12 protein-coding genes are annotated in these 15904 nt (G+C 64.9%); 1 reads left to right on the forward strand and 11 read right to left on the reverse strand.

The features are described from left to right. Nucleotides 1-75: 75 nt before the first annotated feature. Nucleotides 76-1293 carry a bifunctional glutamate N-acetyltransferase/amino-acid acetyltransferase ArgJ gene (argJ, locus tag ACZ899_RS14265; protein ID WP_234563108.1) on the reverse strand — a complete coding sequence of 406 codons (1218 nt, stop codon included), beginning with the start codon at nt 1291-1293 and terminating at the stop codon, nt 76-78. Nucleotides 1294-1455: 162 nt separating this feature from the next. After that, nucleotides 1456-4191 carry a preprotein translocase subunit SecA gene (gene secA / locus ACZ899_RS14270; RefSeq protein WP_234563107.1) on the reverse strand — a complete coding sequence of 912 codons (2736 nt, stop codon included), beginning with the start codon at nt 4189-4191 and terminating at the stop codon, nt 1456-1458. A 355-nt stretch (nt 4192-4546) separates the two neighbouring features. On the opposite strand from secA, the gene ACZ899_RS14275 reads away from it, so the two are divergent. Further along, a complete protein-coding gene (locus tag ACZ899_RS14275) occupies nt 4547-5002 on the forward strand; it encodes a DUF721 domain-containing protein (protein WP_050703854.1) in 456 nt (151 codons plus the stop codon). A gap of 441 nt (nt 5003-5443) precedes the next feature. Here ACZ899_RS14275 and lpxC read toward each other — a convergent pair whose 3' ends face one another. From lpxC to murD, 9 genes are all read right to left on the reverse strand, one after another. Further along, nucleotides 5444-6355, reverse strand: coding sequence for a UDP-3-O-acyl-N-acetylglucosamine deacetylase (gene lpxC / locus ACZ899_RS14280; RefSeq protein ID WP_028689733.1), 912 nt, complete (start codon nt 6353-6355; stop codon nt 5444-5446). Nucleotides 6356-6467: 112 nt separating this feature from the next. After that, on the reverse strand, nt 6468-7664 hold the full coding sequence (ftsZ, locus tag ACZ899_RS14285; protein ID WP_054894013.1) for a cell division protein FtsZ: 1197 nt from the start codon (nt 7662-7664) through the stop codon (nt 6468-6470). Nucleotides 7665-7719: 55 nt separating this feature from the next. Further along, complete coding sequence (gene ftsA / locus ACZ899_RS14290; protein ID WP_028689735.1) at nt 7720-8988, reverse strand: cell division protein FtsA; 1269 nt, start codon at nt 8986-8988, stop codon at nt 7720-7722. Between the two features lie 14 nt (nt 8989-9002). Next, nucleotides 9003-9872, reverse strand: coding sequence for a cell division protein FtsQ/DivIB (locus ACZ899_RS14295; protein ID WP_232854668.1), 870 nt, complete (start codon nt 9870-9872; stop codon nt 9003-9005). A gap of 6 nt (nt 9873-9878) precedes the next feature. Continuing rightward, nucleotides 9879-10835, reverse strand: coding sequence for a D-alanine--D-alanine ligase (locus ACZ899_RS14300; protein WP_203647905.1), 957 nt, complete (start codon nt 10833-10835; stop codon nt 9879-9881). Continuing rightward, on the reverse strand, nt 10832-12280 hold the full coding sequence (gene murC / locus ACZ899_RS14305; RefSeq protein ID WP_203647906.1) for a UDP-N-acetylmuramate--L-alanine ligase: 1449 nt from the start codon (nt 12278-12280) through the stop codon (nt 10832-10834). Before murC ends, ACZ899_RS14300 begins: the two co-directional genes overlap by 4 nt. Next, a complete protein-coding gene (murG, locus tag ACZ899_RS14310; RefSeq protein WP_203647907.1) occupies nt 12273-13352 on the reverse strand; it encodes an undecaprenyldiphospho-muramoylpentapeptide beta-N-acetylglucosaminyltransferase in 1080 nt (359 codons plus the stop codon). Before murG ends, murC begins: the two co-directional genes overlap by 8 nt. Beyond that, nucleotides 13342-14556: a putative lipid II flippase FtsW gene (ftsW, locus tag ACZ899_RS14315; RefSeq protein ID WP_189657241.1), complete on the reverse strand. Its 1215-nt coding sequence runs from the start codon at nt 14554-14556 to the stop codon at nt 13342-13344. Before ftsW ends, murG begins: the two co-directional genes overlap by 11 nt. Beyond that, the gene (murD, locus tag ACZ899_RS14320) at nt 14553-15899 is read right to left on the reverse strand and encodes a UDP-N-acetylmuramoyl-L-alanine--D-glutamate ligase (RefSeq protein WP_203647908.1); all 1347 of its coding nucleotides are present in this window, start codon (nt 15897-15899) and stop codon (nt 14553-14555) included. The genes ftsW and murD overlap by 4 nt, the downstream gene beginning before the upstream one ends. Nucleotides 15900-15904: the final 5 nt, after the last annotated feature.

Genomic DNA, 15904 nt, shown 5'->3' on the forward strand with positions numbered 1-15904 from the left:
GCTCCTACAGGAGATCGCGTTCCCTTGTAGGAGCGGCCTTGTGCCGCGAAAGGGCCGCAAAGCGGCCCCTATGCATCAGGTCCGGTATTCGGCGTTGATCTTCACGTACTCGTGGGACAGGTCGGTGGTCCAGATGGTTTCGCTGCACTGGCCACGACCCAGCTCAATGCGGATGGTGATCTCCTCCTGGGCCATTACCTTGGAGCCCTGCTCCTCGGTGTAGCTCGGGCTGCGCCCACCCTGGCTGGCGATGCACACGCTGTCCAGGTACACATCGATCAGGCTCACGTCCAACGCCGGCACGCCGGCACGACCGACAGCGGCAAGGATACGGCCCCAGTTGGGGTCGGAGGCGAACAGCGCGGTCTTGATCAGCGGCGAGTGGGCCACGGCGTAGCCGACGTCCAGGCACTCCTGGTGGTTGCCACCGCCGTTGACCTGCACGGTGACGAACTTGGTGGCGCCTTCGCCGTCACGGACGATGGCCTGGGCCACCTCCATGCACACCTCGAACACCGCTTTCTTCAGCGCGTCGAACAGTGCGCCGCTGGCCTCGGTCACCTCCGGCACATCGGCCTTGCCGGTGGCAATCAGCATGCAGCAGTCGTTGGTCGAGGTGTCGCCGTCGATGGTGATGCGGTTGAACGACTTGTTGGCGCCGTCGAGCATCAGGTCCTTGAGCACCGCGGGGGCGACCTTGGCGTCGGTGGCGATGTAGCCGAGCATGGTGGCCATGTTCGGGCGGATCATGCCCGCGCCCTTGCTGATGCCGGTGACGGTGATGGTCTTGCCGTCGTACTGGAACTGGCGGCTGGCGCCCTTGGGCAGGGTGTCGGTGGTCATGATGCCGGTGGCGGCTTCGGCCCAGTGGTTTTCCGACAGGTTGTCCAGGGCGGCCTGCAGCGCGCCTTCGATCTTCTCGACCGGCAGCGGCTCGCCGATCACGCCGGTGGAGAACGGCAGCACGGACTCCGCCGGCACGCCGGCAAGCTCCGCCAGCTTGGCGCAGGTGCGCTCGGCGGCGGCCAGACCCGGCGCGCCGGTCCCGGCGTTGGCGTTGCCGGTGTTGGTCAGCAGATAACGCACGGTGCCCTGCACACGCTGCTTGGAGAGGATCACCGGGGCCGCGCAAAAGGCGTTCAGGGTGAACACGCCGGCGACGCTGGAGCCTTCGGCGCAGCGCATCACCACCACATCCTTGCGCCCTGGGCGCTTGATGCCCGCCGAGGCGATACCGAGTTCGAAACCGGGAACCGGGTGCAGGGTGGGCAGGGGACCAAGACCAACAGCCATTAGAGCGCTCCTAGAAAATTGTGGGGAATTAGGGGGCGCTTTGCGCCCCTTTCGCGGCACAAGGCCGCTCCTACAGGGGTGTTGCGATTCCTGTAGGAGCGGCCTTGTGCCGCGAAGGGCTGCAAGGCAGCCCCGGGATCTCAAGCCAGTGGCGAATTCAGATCATTCAATCTGACCATGGCAATGCTTGAATTTCTTGCCCGAACCACACCAGCACGGCTCGTTGCGGCCCAGCTTCATGTCGTTGCGAACCGGTGCAGAGGCCACCGCGACTTCAGCGCCCTCCTCAGCCAGCTGCTCACCTTCCAGGCCCGGCGCGGCGGCATGCTGGAACTGCATGCGGCTGGCCAGTTCCTCGGCCTCGCGGCGCAGGCGCGCCTCTTCCTCGGCCGGGTCTTCGCGGCGTACCTGGACGTGCGACAGCACGCGGATGGTGTCGCGCTTGATCGACTCCAGCAGTTCCTGGAACAGGGTGAACGACTCGCGCTTGTACTCCTGCTTCGGGTTCTTCTGCGCATAGCCACGCAGGTGGATACCGTGGCGCAGGTGGTCCATGGTCGACAGATGGTCTTTCCACAGGTCGTCCAGCACGCGCAGCAGGATCTGCTTCTCGAAGGTGCGCAGGGCGTCGATGCCGGCCTGATCTTCCTTCTCGTTGTAGGCGTCGGTGATTTCCTTGATCAGCCGCTCGCGCAGGGTCTCCTCGTAGAGGTGATCGTCCTCGTCGAGCCACAGCTGGATCGGCAGCTTGATGGCGAAGTCGCTGGCCAGCGAAGCTTCCAGGCCGGCCACGTCCCACTGCTCGGGCAGCGATTGCGGCGGGATGTGCTGGCTGATGGTGGCATCGAGCACTTCCTGGCGGAACTCGGCGATGGTGTCGCCGATGTTCTCGGCGGCCAGCAGGCTGTTGCGCATGTGGTAGATCACCTTGCGCTGCTCGTTGGCCACGTCATCGTATTCGAGCAGTTGCTTGCGGATGTCGAAGTTGCGGCCTTCGACCTTGCGCTGCGCCTTCTCGATGGCGTTGGTCACCATGCGGTGCTCGATGGCCTCGCCGGACTGCATCCCCAGGGCCTTCATGAAGTTCTTCACCCGGTCGGAGGCGAAGATGCGCATCAGGCTGTCTTCCAGCGACAGGTAGAAGCGGCTGGAACCGGCATCGCCCTGACGGCCGGCACGGCCACGCAGCTGGTTGTCGATGCGGCGCGACTCGTGGCGCTCGGAGGCGATCACGTGCAGGCCACCGGCTTCCAGCACCTGCTGGTGACGCTTCTGCCAGTCGGCCTTGATCTGGGCGATCTGCTCGGTGGTCGGGTTGTCCAGGGCGGCCACTTCGGCCTCCCAGTTGCCGCCCAGCAGGATGTCGGTACCACGACCGGCCATGTTGGTGGCGATGGTCAGCGCGCCCGGAGCACCGGCTTGCGCGATGATCTCGGCTTCTTTCTCGTGGTACTTGGCGTTCAGGACCTTGTGGTCGATACCTTCCTTCTTGAGCAGGTTGGACATGTGCTCGGAGGTTTCGATGGTCGCGGTACCGACCAGGACCGGACGGCCATGAGCCATGCTTTCCTTGATGTCGGCGATGATCGCGGCGTACTTCTCGTCGGCGGTCAGGTACACCAGGTCGTTGAAGTCCTTGCGGGCCAACGGCTTGTTCGGTGGGATGACCATCACGTTGAGGTTGTAGATCTGGGCGAACTCGAACGCCTCGGTGTCGGCGGTACCGGTCATGCCGGACAGCTTGCTGTAGAGACGGAAGTAGTTCTGGAAGGTGGTCGAGGCCAGGGTCTGGCTCTCGGCCTGGATGTTCAGGTTTTCCTTGGCCTCGATGGCCTGGTGCAGGCCTTCGGACAGGCGGCGGCCCGGCATGGTGCGGCCGGTGTGTTCGTCGATCAGGAGGATCTGGCCTTCCTGGACGATGTACTCGACGTTGCGGTGGAACAGCTTGTGCGCGCGCAGGCCGGCGTAGACGTGGGTCAGCAGGCTCAGGTTGTGCGCCGAATACAGGCTCTCGCCCTCGGCCAGCAGGCCGGACTGGGTCAGCATGTCCTCGATGAACTGGTGGCCGGCCTCGTTCAGTTCGACCTGGCGGCTCTTCTCGTCGATGCTGTAGTGGCCCTCTTGGGTCACCTGGCCTTCGACTTCCTCGATGTGCTGGGTCAGACGCGGGATCAGGCGGTTGATCTCGATGTACAGCTTGGAGCTGTCCTCGGCCTGGCCGGAGATGATCAGCGGGGTGCGCGCCTCGTCGATGAGGATCGAGTCGACTTCGTCGATCACGGCGAAGTTCAGCTCACGCTGGAACTTCTCGTCCTGGCTGAACGCCATGTTGTCGCGCAGGTAGTCGAAACCGAATTCGTTGTTGGTGCCGTAGGTGATGTCGGCGGCATAGGCGGCACGCTTTTCTTCCGGCGGCTGGAAGGCCGAGACGATGCCGACGTTGAGGCCGAGGAACTCGTACAGCGGACGCATCCAGTTGGCGTCGCGGCGGGCCAGGTAGTCGTTGACGGTGACCACGTGCACGCCCTTGCCGGACAATGCGTTGAGGTACACGGCCAGGGTACCGACCAAGGTCTTGCCTTCACCGGTACGCATTTCTGCGATCATGCCTTCGTGCAAGGTCATGCCGCCGATCAGCTGGACATCGAAGTGACGCATGCCCATCACGCGCTTGCCGGCCTCGCGGGCCACGGCGAAGGCTTCGGGCAGCAGCTGGTCGAGAGTCTCGCCTTTGGCCAGACGCTCCTTGAACTCTGCGGTCTTGCCCCGCAGCTGCTCGTCGGAGAGGGCCACCATCTTCTCTTCGAAGGCATTGACGGTGCTCACCGTCTTGAGCATGCGTTTGATTTCACGCTCGTTCTTGCTTCCAAAAAGTTTTTTTAACAAAGGCGCAAACATATCGGCAGGATCTTCCACACGTAGGGATGGAGGGCGGCCCCGTGAGTCGCCCGTGCAGCCCTGAGGCCGCATGCGAACGAGCATTCTACCCGGAAACGATGGTGAGGAAAGTGGTGGATTTCCACGATGCTGGCACAGCGCTTTTAGGGGGCCTGACTAACATAGGGGCTTTTTGCGCAAGTTCAAGGTGCGCGAAGATGAAACGTATCGCGAATGACTTGCATCAAGATCCGGCGACCGCTCGCGGGGCAAGCCCGCTCCCACGCCCCGCCACACGCTGGCGTGGGAGCGGGCTTGCCCCGCGATGAATGCCCAACTGGTAGACTGTCGATCCTGTAACCCTCTGCAGACCTCCATGGCCTACAAACCCACCCCTGCCCGCCCCCCCGCCGACCTGTTGCGCAAGGCACGGCCACTGCGCCTGCTGCTCAACCAGGCCGAACGCCTCGAGCACCTGCAGCGCCTGCTGGAGAGCCAGCTGCAACCGGCCGCCCGCGAGCACTGCCACGTGGCCTCCTGGAAGGAAGGGACATTATTGCTGGTGGTAACCGACGGCCATTGGGCCACCCGTCTGCGCTACCAGCAGAAGCGCCTGCAACGCCAGCTGCAAGCCATGGAGGCGTTCGCCAACCTGAGCCGTATCCAGTTCAAGGTGCAACCACCGCTGGTAGCAGCAAAACACGAAGGTCACGGGCCTGAACTGTCGGAATCTGCCGCAGACAGCATCCTAGGTTCGGCCGAGGGCATCAGCGACCCGAAGCTGCGCGCAGCGCTGGAGCGCCTGGCGGCGCATGCGCAGAGCAAGAACTGAAGGCCCAGAACATCATCCTGTAGGAGCGGCCTTGCCGAGGCGTCGGACCGGCCGGAAAGGGCCGCCAGGCGGCCCCGACGATTCTGAAAAAACACTGAAATCCTGGGGCCGCTTTGCGGCCCTTTCCGGCCGGTCCGACGCCTCGGCAAGGCCGCTCTCATGGAACAAAACATAATTCTTTGATTTGACTGGGTAGCGTGGGAGCGGGCTTGCCCCGCGATGCGGTGTATGGCACCGGCTTCGCCGGTGTTCCGGGCGGTGCGGCGTTCCGACAAGCCCGCTCCCACGCTGGAACTCTGTTTCCTGCGCGACAGCGCAGCCCGTAAGGGCTGTGTAATCTCCTACAGGGATCGTGCAGTACTAACGAGTGACGGGCAATCAGCGGCCATAAAAAAGGCCACCCGAAGGTGGCCTTAATCACACTAGAGAGAGTGTTCGAACTTACACGGCCGCAACAGGGCGCATGTACGAGATCGGTGCCGTGCTGGCATCTTCGAAGGTGACCACTTCCCAAGCGTCGGTTTCGGCGATCAGCTTGCGCAGCAGCTGGTTGTTCAGCGCGTGCCCGGACTTGTAGCCCTTGAACTCGCCGATCAGGCTGTTGCCCAGCAGATAAAGGTCGCCGATGGCGTCGAGGATCTTGTGCTTGACGAATTCGTCATCGGAACGAAGGCCGTCTTCGTTAAGCACGCCGGTCTCGTCGACCACGATGGCGTTCTCCACGCTGCCGCCCAACGCAAGGTTGTGCTTGCGCAGGTACTCGATGTCACGCATGAAGCCGAACGTGCGGGCACGGCTGACTTCCTTGACGAACGAGGTGCTGGAGAAATCGACGACCGCGCTCTGGGTCTGGCCCTTGAGGACCGGGTGATCGAAGTCGATCTCGAAGCTCACCTTGAACCCGTCGAAAGGCAGGAAAGTGGCGCGCTTGTCGCCCTCTTCCACTGTCACTTCGCGCAGGATGCGGATGAACTTCTTGGCTGCGTCCTGTTCTTCCAGGCCGGCCGATTGGATCAGGAATACGAAGGGTCCGGCGCTGCCATCCATGATCGGCACTTCCGAGGCGGAGAGCTCGACGTAGGCGTTATCGATGCCCAGGCCCGCCATGGCGGAGAGCAGGTGCTCGACCGTATCGACTTTGACGTCACCGTTGACCAATGTCGTGGACATGGTGGTCTCACCGACGTTGGCCGCGCGCGCCGGGATTTCGACCACAGGGTCGAGGTCGGCGCGACGGAAGACGATGCCGGTGTCGACAGGCGCAGGCTTGAGGGTCAGGTAGACCTTCTCCCCGGAGTGCAGGCCGACACCTGTGGCACGGATGGTATTCTTCAGGGTGCGTTGTCTAATCATGGCATTGGCCGCTTCAGCGCAAATTGCGAACAGGTATCAACAAAGGCTGGGGATGATAACAGACCCGGCCTTTGCTGAACACCAATCACCCTAATACCCCTGATAAATTCCATTAATCGGCCTGACGACGCAGGAACGCCGGGATATCCAGGTAGTCCAGATCATCCTGAGGGTTGAGTTTAGCTGCCGCCGCGGCACCCGCGTGGGCCTGGTTGCGCATCACGGTCGGACGCTCCAGGTCACGGTAGTTGACCGCCGACTGCTCCTGGCGAACCGGGGCCGGGTTGGAGGACTCATACACCTGCTGGGCAGTCTGCAGGGTGTTGTCGACCACCTTGACCGGTTTCTCGATACGCGCGCCCAGGCCAGTGGCCACCACGGTCACGTGCAGCTCGTCGCGCATGTCCGGATCGATCACGGTGCCGACCTTGACCATCGCGTGGTCGGAGGCGAAGGCCTCGATGATGCTACCCACGTCGGAGTACTCGCCCAGCGACAGGTCGGGACCGGCGGTGATGTTCACCAGGATGCCGCGGGCGCCCTGCAGGTTGACGTCCTCGAGCAGCGGGTTGCGGATCGCCGCTTCGGTGGCTTCGCGAGCACGGTTCGGGCCGCTGGCGCAACCGGTACCCATCATCGCCATGCCCATCTCGCCCATCACGGTGCGCACGTCGGCAAAGTCGACGTTGATCATGCCCGGACGCTTGATGATGTCGGAGATACCGCGAACGGCACCGGCCAGCACGTCGTCGGCCTTGGCGAAGGCGGACAGCAGGCTTGCATCCTTGCCAAGGATGGTCAGCAGCTTCTCGTTGGGGATGGTGATCAGCGAGTCGACGCTCTCAGCCAGCATACGGATGCCTTCGTCGGCGATCTGCATGCGCTTGCGACCCTCGAACGGGAACGGACGGGTCACCACCGCAACGGTGAGGATGCCCATTTCCTTGGCCACTTCGGCGATGATCGGCGCCGCGCCGGTACCGGTACCGCCGCCCATGCCGGTGGTGATGAACACCATGTTGGTGCCCTGCAGCACCTCGGCGATGCGCTCACGGTCTTCCAGCGCGGCCTGACGACCGACTTCCGGATTGGCACCGGCACCCAGGCCCTTGGTCACACCCGTGCCCAGTTGCAGGATGGTGCGTGCGCCGATGTTTTTCAGCGCCTGAGCATCGGTGTTGGCGCAGATGAATTCCACGCCTTCGATGCTGCTCTTGACCATGTGGTTGACGGCGTTGCCGCCGCCACCGCCAACGCCGATCACCTTGATGACCGGACTTTGCGGGACGTTGTCTACGAGCTCGAACATTTTCCCTCTCCTTACAGTTCTCTAGTTGTCGCGCCTACCACTACTGCTTTGAAACTTAGAAGTTGCTCTGGACCCAACGCTTGAGTCGTTCAAGCACAGGGCCCTTCGGTTCATCGCCATAGCTGTTGTTGCTGCTGTTGCTGTTGCTGATACCGGTCAGGGACGGGTCCTCGGACTGCTTCTGCAGGCCGTAGGTGAGCAGGCCCACGCCGGTGGAATAGATCGGGTTGCGCACCACGTCGCTCAGGCCCCGAACGCTGTGCGGCACGCCCAGGCGTACTGGCATGTGGAAGATCTCCTCGGCCAGTTCCACGGCGCCTTCCATCTTCGCGGTGCCGCCGGTGAGGACGATGCCGGCCGGCACCAGGTCCTCGAAACCGCTGCGACGCAGTTCGGCCTGGATCAGGGTGAACAGCTCGTCGTAACGCGGCTCCACCACTTCGGCCAGGGCCTGGCGCGACAGCTCGCGCGGCGGGCGGTCGCCGACGCTCGGCACCTTGATGGTCTCGCCGGCACCGGCCAGCTTGGCCAGGGCGCAGGCGTAGCGGATCTTGATTTCCTCGGCGTACTGCGTGGGGGTGCGCAGGGCCATGGCGATATCGTTGGTGACCTGATCGCCGGCGATCGGGATCACCGCGGTGTGACGGATCGCGCCTTCGGTGAAGATGGCGATGTCGGTGGTGCCGCCGCCGATGTCCACCAGGCACACGCCCAGCTCTTTCTCGTCGTCGGTCAGCACCGAGTAGGCCGAGGCCAGCTGCTCGAGGATGATGTCGTCGATTTCCAGGCCGCAGCGGCGCACGCACTTCTCGATGTTCTGCGCCGCGTTGACCGCGCAGGTGACCACATGGACCTTGGCTTCCAGGCGCACGCCCGACATGCCCAGGGGCTCGCGCACGCCTTCCTGGTTGTCGATCACGTAGTCCTGCGGCAGGGTGTGCAGCACCCGCTGGTCGGCCGGAATGGCCACGGCCTGGGCGGCATCGAGCACGCGCTCGAGGTCGGCGGTGCTGACTTCGCGGTCGCGGATGGCGACGATGCCGTGGGAGTTCAGGCTGCGGATGTGGTTGCCGGCCACGCCGACGAACGCCGAGTGGATGCGGCAGCCGGCCATCAGCTGGGCCTCTTCGACGGCGCGCTGGATCGACTGCACGGTCGATTCGATGTTCACCACCACGCCCTTCTTCAGGCCGCGGGACGGATGGGTGCCGATCCCGACGATTTCCAGGGTGCCGTCCTCGCCGACCTCACCCACCAGCGCCACCACCTTGGAGGTGCCGATGTCCAGCCCGACGATCATTTTGCCGCTATGCGCGTTTGCCATGGTCCTGCCTCTCTCTAATTCTTCGCAACGGCGGGTTGGGCCGTCGTCGGTGCATTCGGTTCCCGCCAACCAACGGCAAGTCCGTTGGAATAACGCAGATCGATGCGGGCGATATTGGTGATCTGGTCTTTAAGCGATTTGTCGTAAATGGCAATGAAACGGCGCATCTTCTCCACCAGATGGTCGCGCCCCAGCAGCAGCTCGACGCCCTGCCCGGCGCTGCCCGCACCAGTGGTCAGGAACCAGCTGCCTCGCTCGCGCAGCTCCAGGCGAGCGATGGAAAAGCCCATGGGGCGCAGCATCTGGCTCAATACCTGATACTGCTGCATGACTTGTTGCTGAGCGCGCTGCGGCCCGAACAGCTGCGGCAGGTGCTCGTAGTTGGCCAGCTCGCGCGGGGTGAAGGCCTGGCCCTGGTTGTTGAGCAAGGCCTCGTCGCCCCAGCGCGCCACCGGCAACTGTTCTTCCAGGCGGATCACCACCTCGTCCGGCCACACCCGGCGCACTTCGGCATGGGCGATCCAGGGCATCTGCTCCAGTTCCACGCGCATCGCCGCCAGGTCGACGGTGAAGAAGCTCGCCGCCACATAGGGGGCGATGCGCTGCTGCACCGACTGCTGGCTGATGTAGCTGAGGTCGCCCTGCACGTCGATCTTGGTGATCGGCCGGTCGGCGTAGGGCATCAGGCGGATGGCGCCCTCGTAGGCGCCAAAGCCCGCGGCCACCAGCAGCACCGGCCACAACAGGCGCTTGAGACCGCCGAAGCTTGGCCGAGGCAGGCGCGCCGATACGGGCTCGTCGGCCACCAGTCGGCTGGCACCACGTGGCACCGGCTTGCTGCGGCCGGTAACGGGTGGTTGCTGACGTATCATCGCGCCTTGCATGGCTGGTTAACCTCGCTTCGCTACGCTGTCGGCCAGGATCGCCAGCACCAGTTGCTGGAAGTCCAGGCCGGCGGCGCGGGCCGCCATGGGCACCAGGCTATGGTCGGTCATGCCCGGTGCGGTGTTGACCTCGAGCAGCCAGAACCGGCCCTGCTCGTCCTGCATCACGTCCAGCCGGCCCCAACCCTCGATGCCAACGGCATCGCAGGCGCGCGCGGTCAGGTCGATCAGTTCCTGTTCCTTGACGCTGTCCAGGCCGCACGGGATGCGGTACTGGGTGTCATTGGCGATGTATTTGGCGTCGTAGTCGTAGAACACGTGCGGGGTGCCCAGCGCGATCGGCGGCAGCACCTGGCCACGCAATACGGCGACGGTGAACTCCGGGCCGTGGATCCATTGCTCGACCAGTACCTGCGAATCGTATTTGGCGGCGTCTTTCCAGGCGGCGACCAGTTCCTGCTCGCTGTTCACCTTGGCCATGCCGATGCTCGAACCTTCATGGGCAGGTTTGACGATCAACGGGAAGCCCAGTTCCGCACTGGCGGCAACACAATCCTGCTCGCTGCCCAGCACCGCGTGACGCGGGGTCGGGATGCCCAGGCTCTGCCACACCTGCTTGGTGCGCAGCTTGTCCATGGCCAGCGCCGAGGCGAGGATGCCGCTGCCGGTGTAAGGGATGCCCAGGCATTCGAGCAGGCCCTGCATGCTGCCGTCCTCACCGCCACGGCCGTGGAGGATGATGAAGGCGCGGTCGATCTTCTCGTTCTGCAAGCGATCCAGCAGGTCGTCACCGACGTCGATGGCGACCACGTCGACTCCGGCGCTGCTCAGCGCCTCGATCACGGCCCTGCCCGACTTGAGCGAGACCTCGCGCTCGGCGCTCTTGCCACCGTACAACACGGCGACGCGGCCGAAGGCCTTGACGTCGAGGGTGGAATGCAGCGTGTCGTAGGCGCTGGTCATTTCGACTTCTCCTGCTTGGCGCCGGCGAACAGCGGGCTTTTCATCAGTTGCGGGGCCAGGCCGCCGACATCACCGGCACCCTGGCAGATCAGGATGTCGCCGGCGCGCAGCAGCGGCTTGACCAGCGGCGCGAGCTCGGCGCCGCGCTCGATGTAGATCGGGTCGAGCTTGCCGCGCTGGCGGATGCTGTGGCACAGCTGGCGGCTGTCGGCACCGGGGATCGGCTCTTCGCCGGCCGGGTAGACCTCCATCAGCAGCAGCACGTTGGCATCGCCCAGCACCTGCACGAAATCGTCGTACAGGTCGCGGGTGCGGCTGTAGCGGTGCGGCTGGTAGACGATCACCAGGCGACGGCTCGGCCAGCCGCCACGCACGGCCTTGATCACCGCGGCGACTTCGGTCGGGTGGTGGCCGTAGTCGTCGACCAGCATCACGCTGCCGCCGTCGACCGGCAACTCGCCGTACACCTGGAAGCGTCGACCGACGCCCTGGAAGCCCGACAGGCCCTGGACGATGGCTTGGTCGCTGATGCCTTCGTCGGTGGCGATGGCGATGGTGGCCAGTGCATTGAGCACGTTGTGGTTGCCCGGCATGTTCACCGACACTTCCAGCGGCTCGCAGTCGCGGCGCAGCACGGTGAAGTGGGTCTGCATGCCTTGCTGGCGCACGTTGATGGCGCGGATATCGGCCTCTTCGCTGAAGCCGTAGGTGACGGTCGGACGCTTGACCTGCGGCAGGATCTCACGCACCACCGGGTCGTCCAGGCACATCACCGCCAGCCCGTAGAACGGTAGGTTGTGCAGGAACTCGACGAAGGTCTTCTTCAGCTTGTTGAAGTCACCTTCGTAGGTGGCCATGTGATCGGCGTCGATGTTGGTGACCACGGCGACCATCGGCTGCAGGTGCAGGAAACTGGCGTCGCTCTCGTCGGCCTCGGCGATCAGGTAGCGGCTGGTGCCCAGCTGCGCGTTGGTGCCGGCCGCGGTCAGGCGGCCACCGATGACGAAAGTCGGGTCCAGGCCACCGGCGGCGAACACCGAGGCCAGCAGGCTGGTGGTGGTGGTCTTGCCGTGGGTGCCGGCAACGGCCACGCCGTGGCGGTAGCGCATCAGCTCGGCGAGCATCTCGGCGCGCGGCACCACGGGAATGCGGCGCTCCAGGGCGGTGGCGACTTCCGGGTTGGCCGGGTTGATCGCGCTCGACACCACCAGCACGTCAGCGTTGGCGGCGTTCTCGGCGCGGTGGCCGACGAAGATCTGCGCGCCGAACGACTGCAGGCGCTCGGTCACCGGCGACTCCTTCAGGTCGGAACCGGACACTTCATAGCCCAGGTTCAGCAGCACTTCGGCAATGCCGCACATGCCCACGCCGCCGATACCGACGAAGTGGATGCGACGGATACGGCCCATTTTCGGGTGGGGCATGGCTTTCTGGCTCTCAACCATGGGCCACCTCCAGGCAGATATCGACCACGGTGCTGGTTGCGCCAGGTTTGGCCAGGCGGCGGGCGGTGCCGGCCATGGCGTTGAGTTTCTCGGGTTGCATCAGCACCTCGTTCAGGCGTTCAGCGAGCTGCGCTGCGCCAGTAGTCGCTTGTGGCATCAGGAAGGCGGCGCCTTCGCGAGCCAGGTATTGGGCGTTGTGGGTCTGGTGGTCGTCGATGGCATGGGGCAAGGGCACCAGCATCGAGGGCAGGCCCGCCGCCGCGAGTTCGCTGACGGTCAGGGCGCCGGCCCGGCACACCACCATATCGGCCCAGCCATAGGCATGGGCCATGTCCTTGATGAACGGTTCGACCTGGGCCTCGACACCCGCCTCGTGATAACGCTCGGCGGTGACAGGGGCGTGGTTTTTCCCGGCCTGGTGGAACACCTCGGGGCGCAGGTTCGCCGGCACTTCGGACAGGGCCTTAGGCAACAATTTGTTCAATGGTTCCGCACCCAGGCTGCCGCCCATGACCAGCAGGCGCGCACGGCGCTCGGCCAGGGGCGCGCGTGCCGCCTCCATGAACAGCTCAGCACGCACCGGATTGCCGGTGGTGCGCAGCTTGTCGCTGGCGGCGAAGGTGTCCGGGAAGGCTTCGCAGACACGTGCGGCCAACGGCAGCAGCAGGCGATTGGTGGTGCCGGCGCGGGCATTCTGCTCGTGGATCACCAGCGGCACCCCGCACAAGCGGGCGGCAACACCGCCGGGGCCGGTCACATAGCCACCGAAGCCGACCACGCAGACCGGCTTGAGCTCACGCACGATGCGCCGCGCCTGCAGCACGGCCTTGATCAAAGTGAACGGTGCCTTGAGCAGCGACAGCTTGCCCTTGCCACGCAGGCCGGTGACCTGGATCAGGTGCAGCGGCAGGCCGGCCTGGGGTACCAGTTCGTTCTCGATGCCACGCGGGGTGCCCAGCCAGTGCACGCTGTAGCCACGGGCCTGGAACTCGCGGGCGCAGGCCAGGGCCGGGAACACGTGGCCCCCGGTACCGCCGGCCATGATCAGGATGTTCTTGCCGTCAGCGGCCATGACTGGTCTCCTCGGCAAAATCGCTCTCCTTGAATTCGTGTTCCTCGCTGCCCAGATGCGTGCGACTCTCCCACTCGATGCGCAGCAACAGCCCGACGCAGGCGCAGCAGATCACCAGCGAGCTGCCGCCGTAGCTGAGGAACGGCAGGGTCAGGCCCTTGGTCGGCAGCAGGCCGACGTTCACGCCGATGTTGATCAGGAACTGGCCGATCCACAGGAACGACAGGCCAAAGGCCATGTAGGCGGCGAAGAACTGCTTGGCCTTCTCGGCCCACAGGCCGATGTACAGCGCACGCACGGTAATGAAGACGAACAGCGCGATGGTCAGCAGCGAGCCGATCACGCCCAGCTCTTCGGCCAGCACCGAGAACACGAAGTCGGTGTGCGCCTCGGGCAGGTAGAACTGCTTCTGCACACTGTTGCCCAGGCCCACACCCAGCCACTCGCCGCGGCCGAAGGCGATCAGCGCCTGGGTCAGCTGGTAGCCGGAGCCGAACTGGTCGGACCAGGGGTCGGTGAAGGTGATCAGGCGCGCCATGCGGTACGGCTGGGCCTGGACCAGCACCACCACCGAAATGACCGCCAGCACCACCATCAGCGAGAAGCGGAACAACCCTACCCCGCCAAGGAACAGCATGGCCGCCGCGGCGCCCATCATCACCACCGTGGCGCCGAAGTCCGGCTCCATCAGCAGCAGGCCGGCCATCGGCAGTAGCACGATGAACGGCTTGAAGAAGCCCATCCAGCTCTCGCGCACCTCGGTCTGCCGGCGCACCAGGTAGCCAGCGAGGTAGATGACCACGAAGACCTTGGCGATCTCCGACGGCTGCACGTTGAAGAAGCTGAAGCCGATCCAGCGCATCGAACCATTCACTTCACGGCCAATACCCGGTACCAGTACCAGCACCAGCAGGCCGAAGGCACCGATCAGCATGAGGAAGCCCATGCGCTGCCAGGTGGCGATCGGCACCAGCATGGTCATCAACCCGGCGCCCAGGCCGAGGGTGACGTACACCAGGTGGCGGAACATGTGGTACAGCGGGTTGCCCGACTGCACCGCGGCCACTTCCGAGGAGGCCGAAGTAATCATCACCAGGCCCAGGCCCAGCAGCGCCAGGCAACCGGCCAGCAGCGGGAAGTCGAGGTCGATGCCACGGCCGCTGATCAGCGGCGACGGGTACGGTTTGAGGATGCCGAAGATCATGCCAGCCCCTCCGCCGCCTGGGCGAACAGGCGCCCGCGTTCTTCGAAATTCTTGAACATGTCGAGGCTGGCGCAGGCAGGCGACAGCAGTACCGCGTCACCCGGCTGGGCCAGCTCGGCGCAACGCTGCACGGCTTCGTCGAGGCTCTTGACCCGGACTTGCGCCACGGCATCGCCCAAGGTTTCGGCCAGACGCTCGGCGTCACGGCCGAGCAGCACCACGGCACGGCAGTGTTGAGCCACCGGCTCGCGCAGGGCGGCGAAGTCGGCGCCCTTGCCGTCGCCACCGGCGATCAGTACCAGCTTGCCTTCGATATCGGCGCCCAGGCCTTCGATGGCGGCCAGGGCCGCACCGACGTTGGTGGCCTTGGAATCGTCGTACCAGTTCACTCCGTTGCGCTCACGTACCCACTGGCAGCGATGGGCCAGGCCCTTGAATTCACGCAGCGCCTCGAGCATCGGCTCGAATGGCAGGCCGGCGGCATGGCCGAGAGCCAGCGCGGCCAGGGCATTGCTCTGGTTGTGGGCGCCACGGATCTTCAGCTCACGCACCGGCATGAGGGCCTGGAATTCGAAGGCCAGGTACTTCTCGCCCTCGACCTCGCGCAGGCCAAAGGCCTTGAAGTCCGGCGCGTTGAGACCGAAGCTCCAGCTCGGCCGGCCTTCGACCGGCAATGGACGGCTCAGGGCATCCTGGCGGTTCACCACCACCTGGCGGGCGCCGCGGAAGATCCGGTGCTTGGCCAGGTGATAGGCCGGCAGGCCGCTGTAGCGGTCCATGTGGTCTTCGCTGATGTTCAGCACGGTGGCCACTTCGGCGTTGAGCTGGTCGGTGGTCTCCAGCTGGAAGCTCGACAGCTCCAGCACGTACAGCTCGACATCGTCGGCCAGCAGGTCGAGGGCCGGGGTGCCAAGGTTGCCGCCGACTGCCACACGTTTGCCTGCCTTGGCGGCCATCTCGCCGACCAGGGTGGTCACGGTGCTCTTGGCGTTGGAGCCGCTGATGGCGACGATCGGTGCCTTGGCGTGGCGGGCGAACAGCTCGATGTCGCCGGACAGCTTCACGCCGCGCGCGGCGGCCTGCTGCAGGGCAGGCGTGGCCAGGGCCAGGCCGGGGCTCACATACAGCTCGTTGGCCCGGCACAGGAAGTCCACGTCCAGCTCGCCACAGCGCACTTCCACCTGCGGGTATTCACGGCGCAGGGTGTCCAGTTCCGGCGGTTGCTCGCGGGTGTCGGCGACCGCAAAGGCAATGCCCCGGTTCGCCAGGAAGCGAACCAGGGACATGCCGCTCTTGCCGAGGCCGACAACGATGCGGAATTGGTCGGAAGCGATCAGTGACACGCTCG

It is taken from the genome of Pseudomonas sp. TE31087 (assembly GCF_057284075.1).

Coding starts and splice junctions, on each gene's coding strand:
- argJ (WP_234563108.1), bottom strand. CDS start 1,293: ATGGCTGTTGGTCTTGGTCCCCTGCCCACCCTGCACCCGGTTCCCGGT.
- secA (WP_234563107.1), bottom strand. CDS start 4,191: ATGTTTGCGCCTTTGTTAAAAAAACTTTTTGGAAGCAAGAACGAGCGT.
- ACZ899_RS14275 (WP_050703854.1), top strand. CDS start 4,547: ATGGCCTACAAACCCACCCCTGCCCGCCCCCCCGCCGACCTGTTGCGC.
- lpxC (WP_028689733.1), bottom strand. CDS start 6,355: ATGATTAGACAACGCACCCTGAAGAATACCATCCGTGCCACAGGTGTC.
- ftsZ (WP_054894013.1), bottom strand. CDS start 7,664: ATGTTCGAGCTCGTAGACAACGTCCCGCAAAGTCCGGTCATCAAGGTG.
- ftsA (WP_028689735.1), bottom strand. CDS start 8,988: ATGGCAAACGCGCATAGCGGCAAAATGATCGTCGGGCTGGACATCGGC.
- ACZ899_RS14295 (WP_232854668.1), bottom strand. CDS start 9,872: ATGCAAGGCGCGATGATACGTCAGCAACCACCCGTTACCGGCCGCAGC.
- ACZ899_RS14300 (WP_203647905.1), bottom strand. CDS start 10,835: ATGACCAGCGCCTACGACACGCTGCATTCCACCCTCGACGTCAAGGCC.
- murC (WP_203647906.1), bottom strand. CDS start 12,280: ATGGTTGAGAGCCAGAAAGCCATGCCCCACCCGAAAATGGGCCGTATC.
- murG (WP_203647907.1), bottom strand. CDS start 13,352: ATGGCCGCTGACGGCAAGAACATCCTGATCATGGCCGGCGGTACCGGG.
- ftsW (WP_189657241.1), bottom strand. CDS start 14,556: ATGATCTTCGGCATCCTCAAACCGTACCCGTCGCCGCTGATCAGCGGC.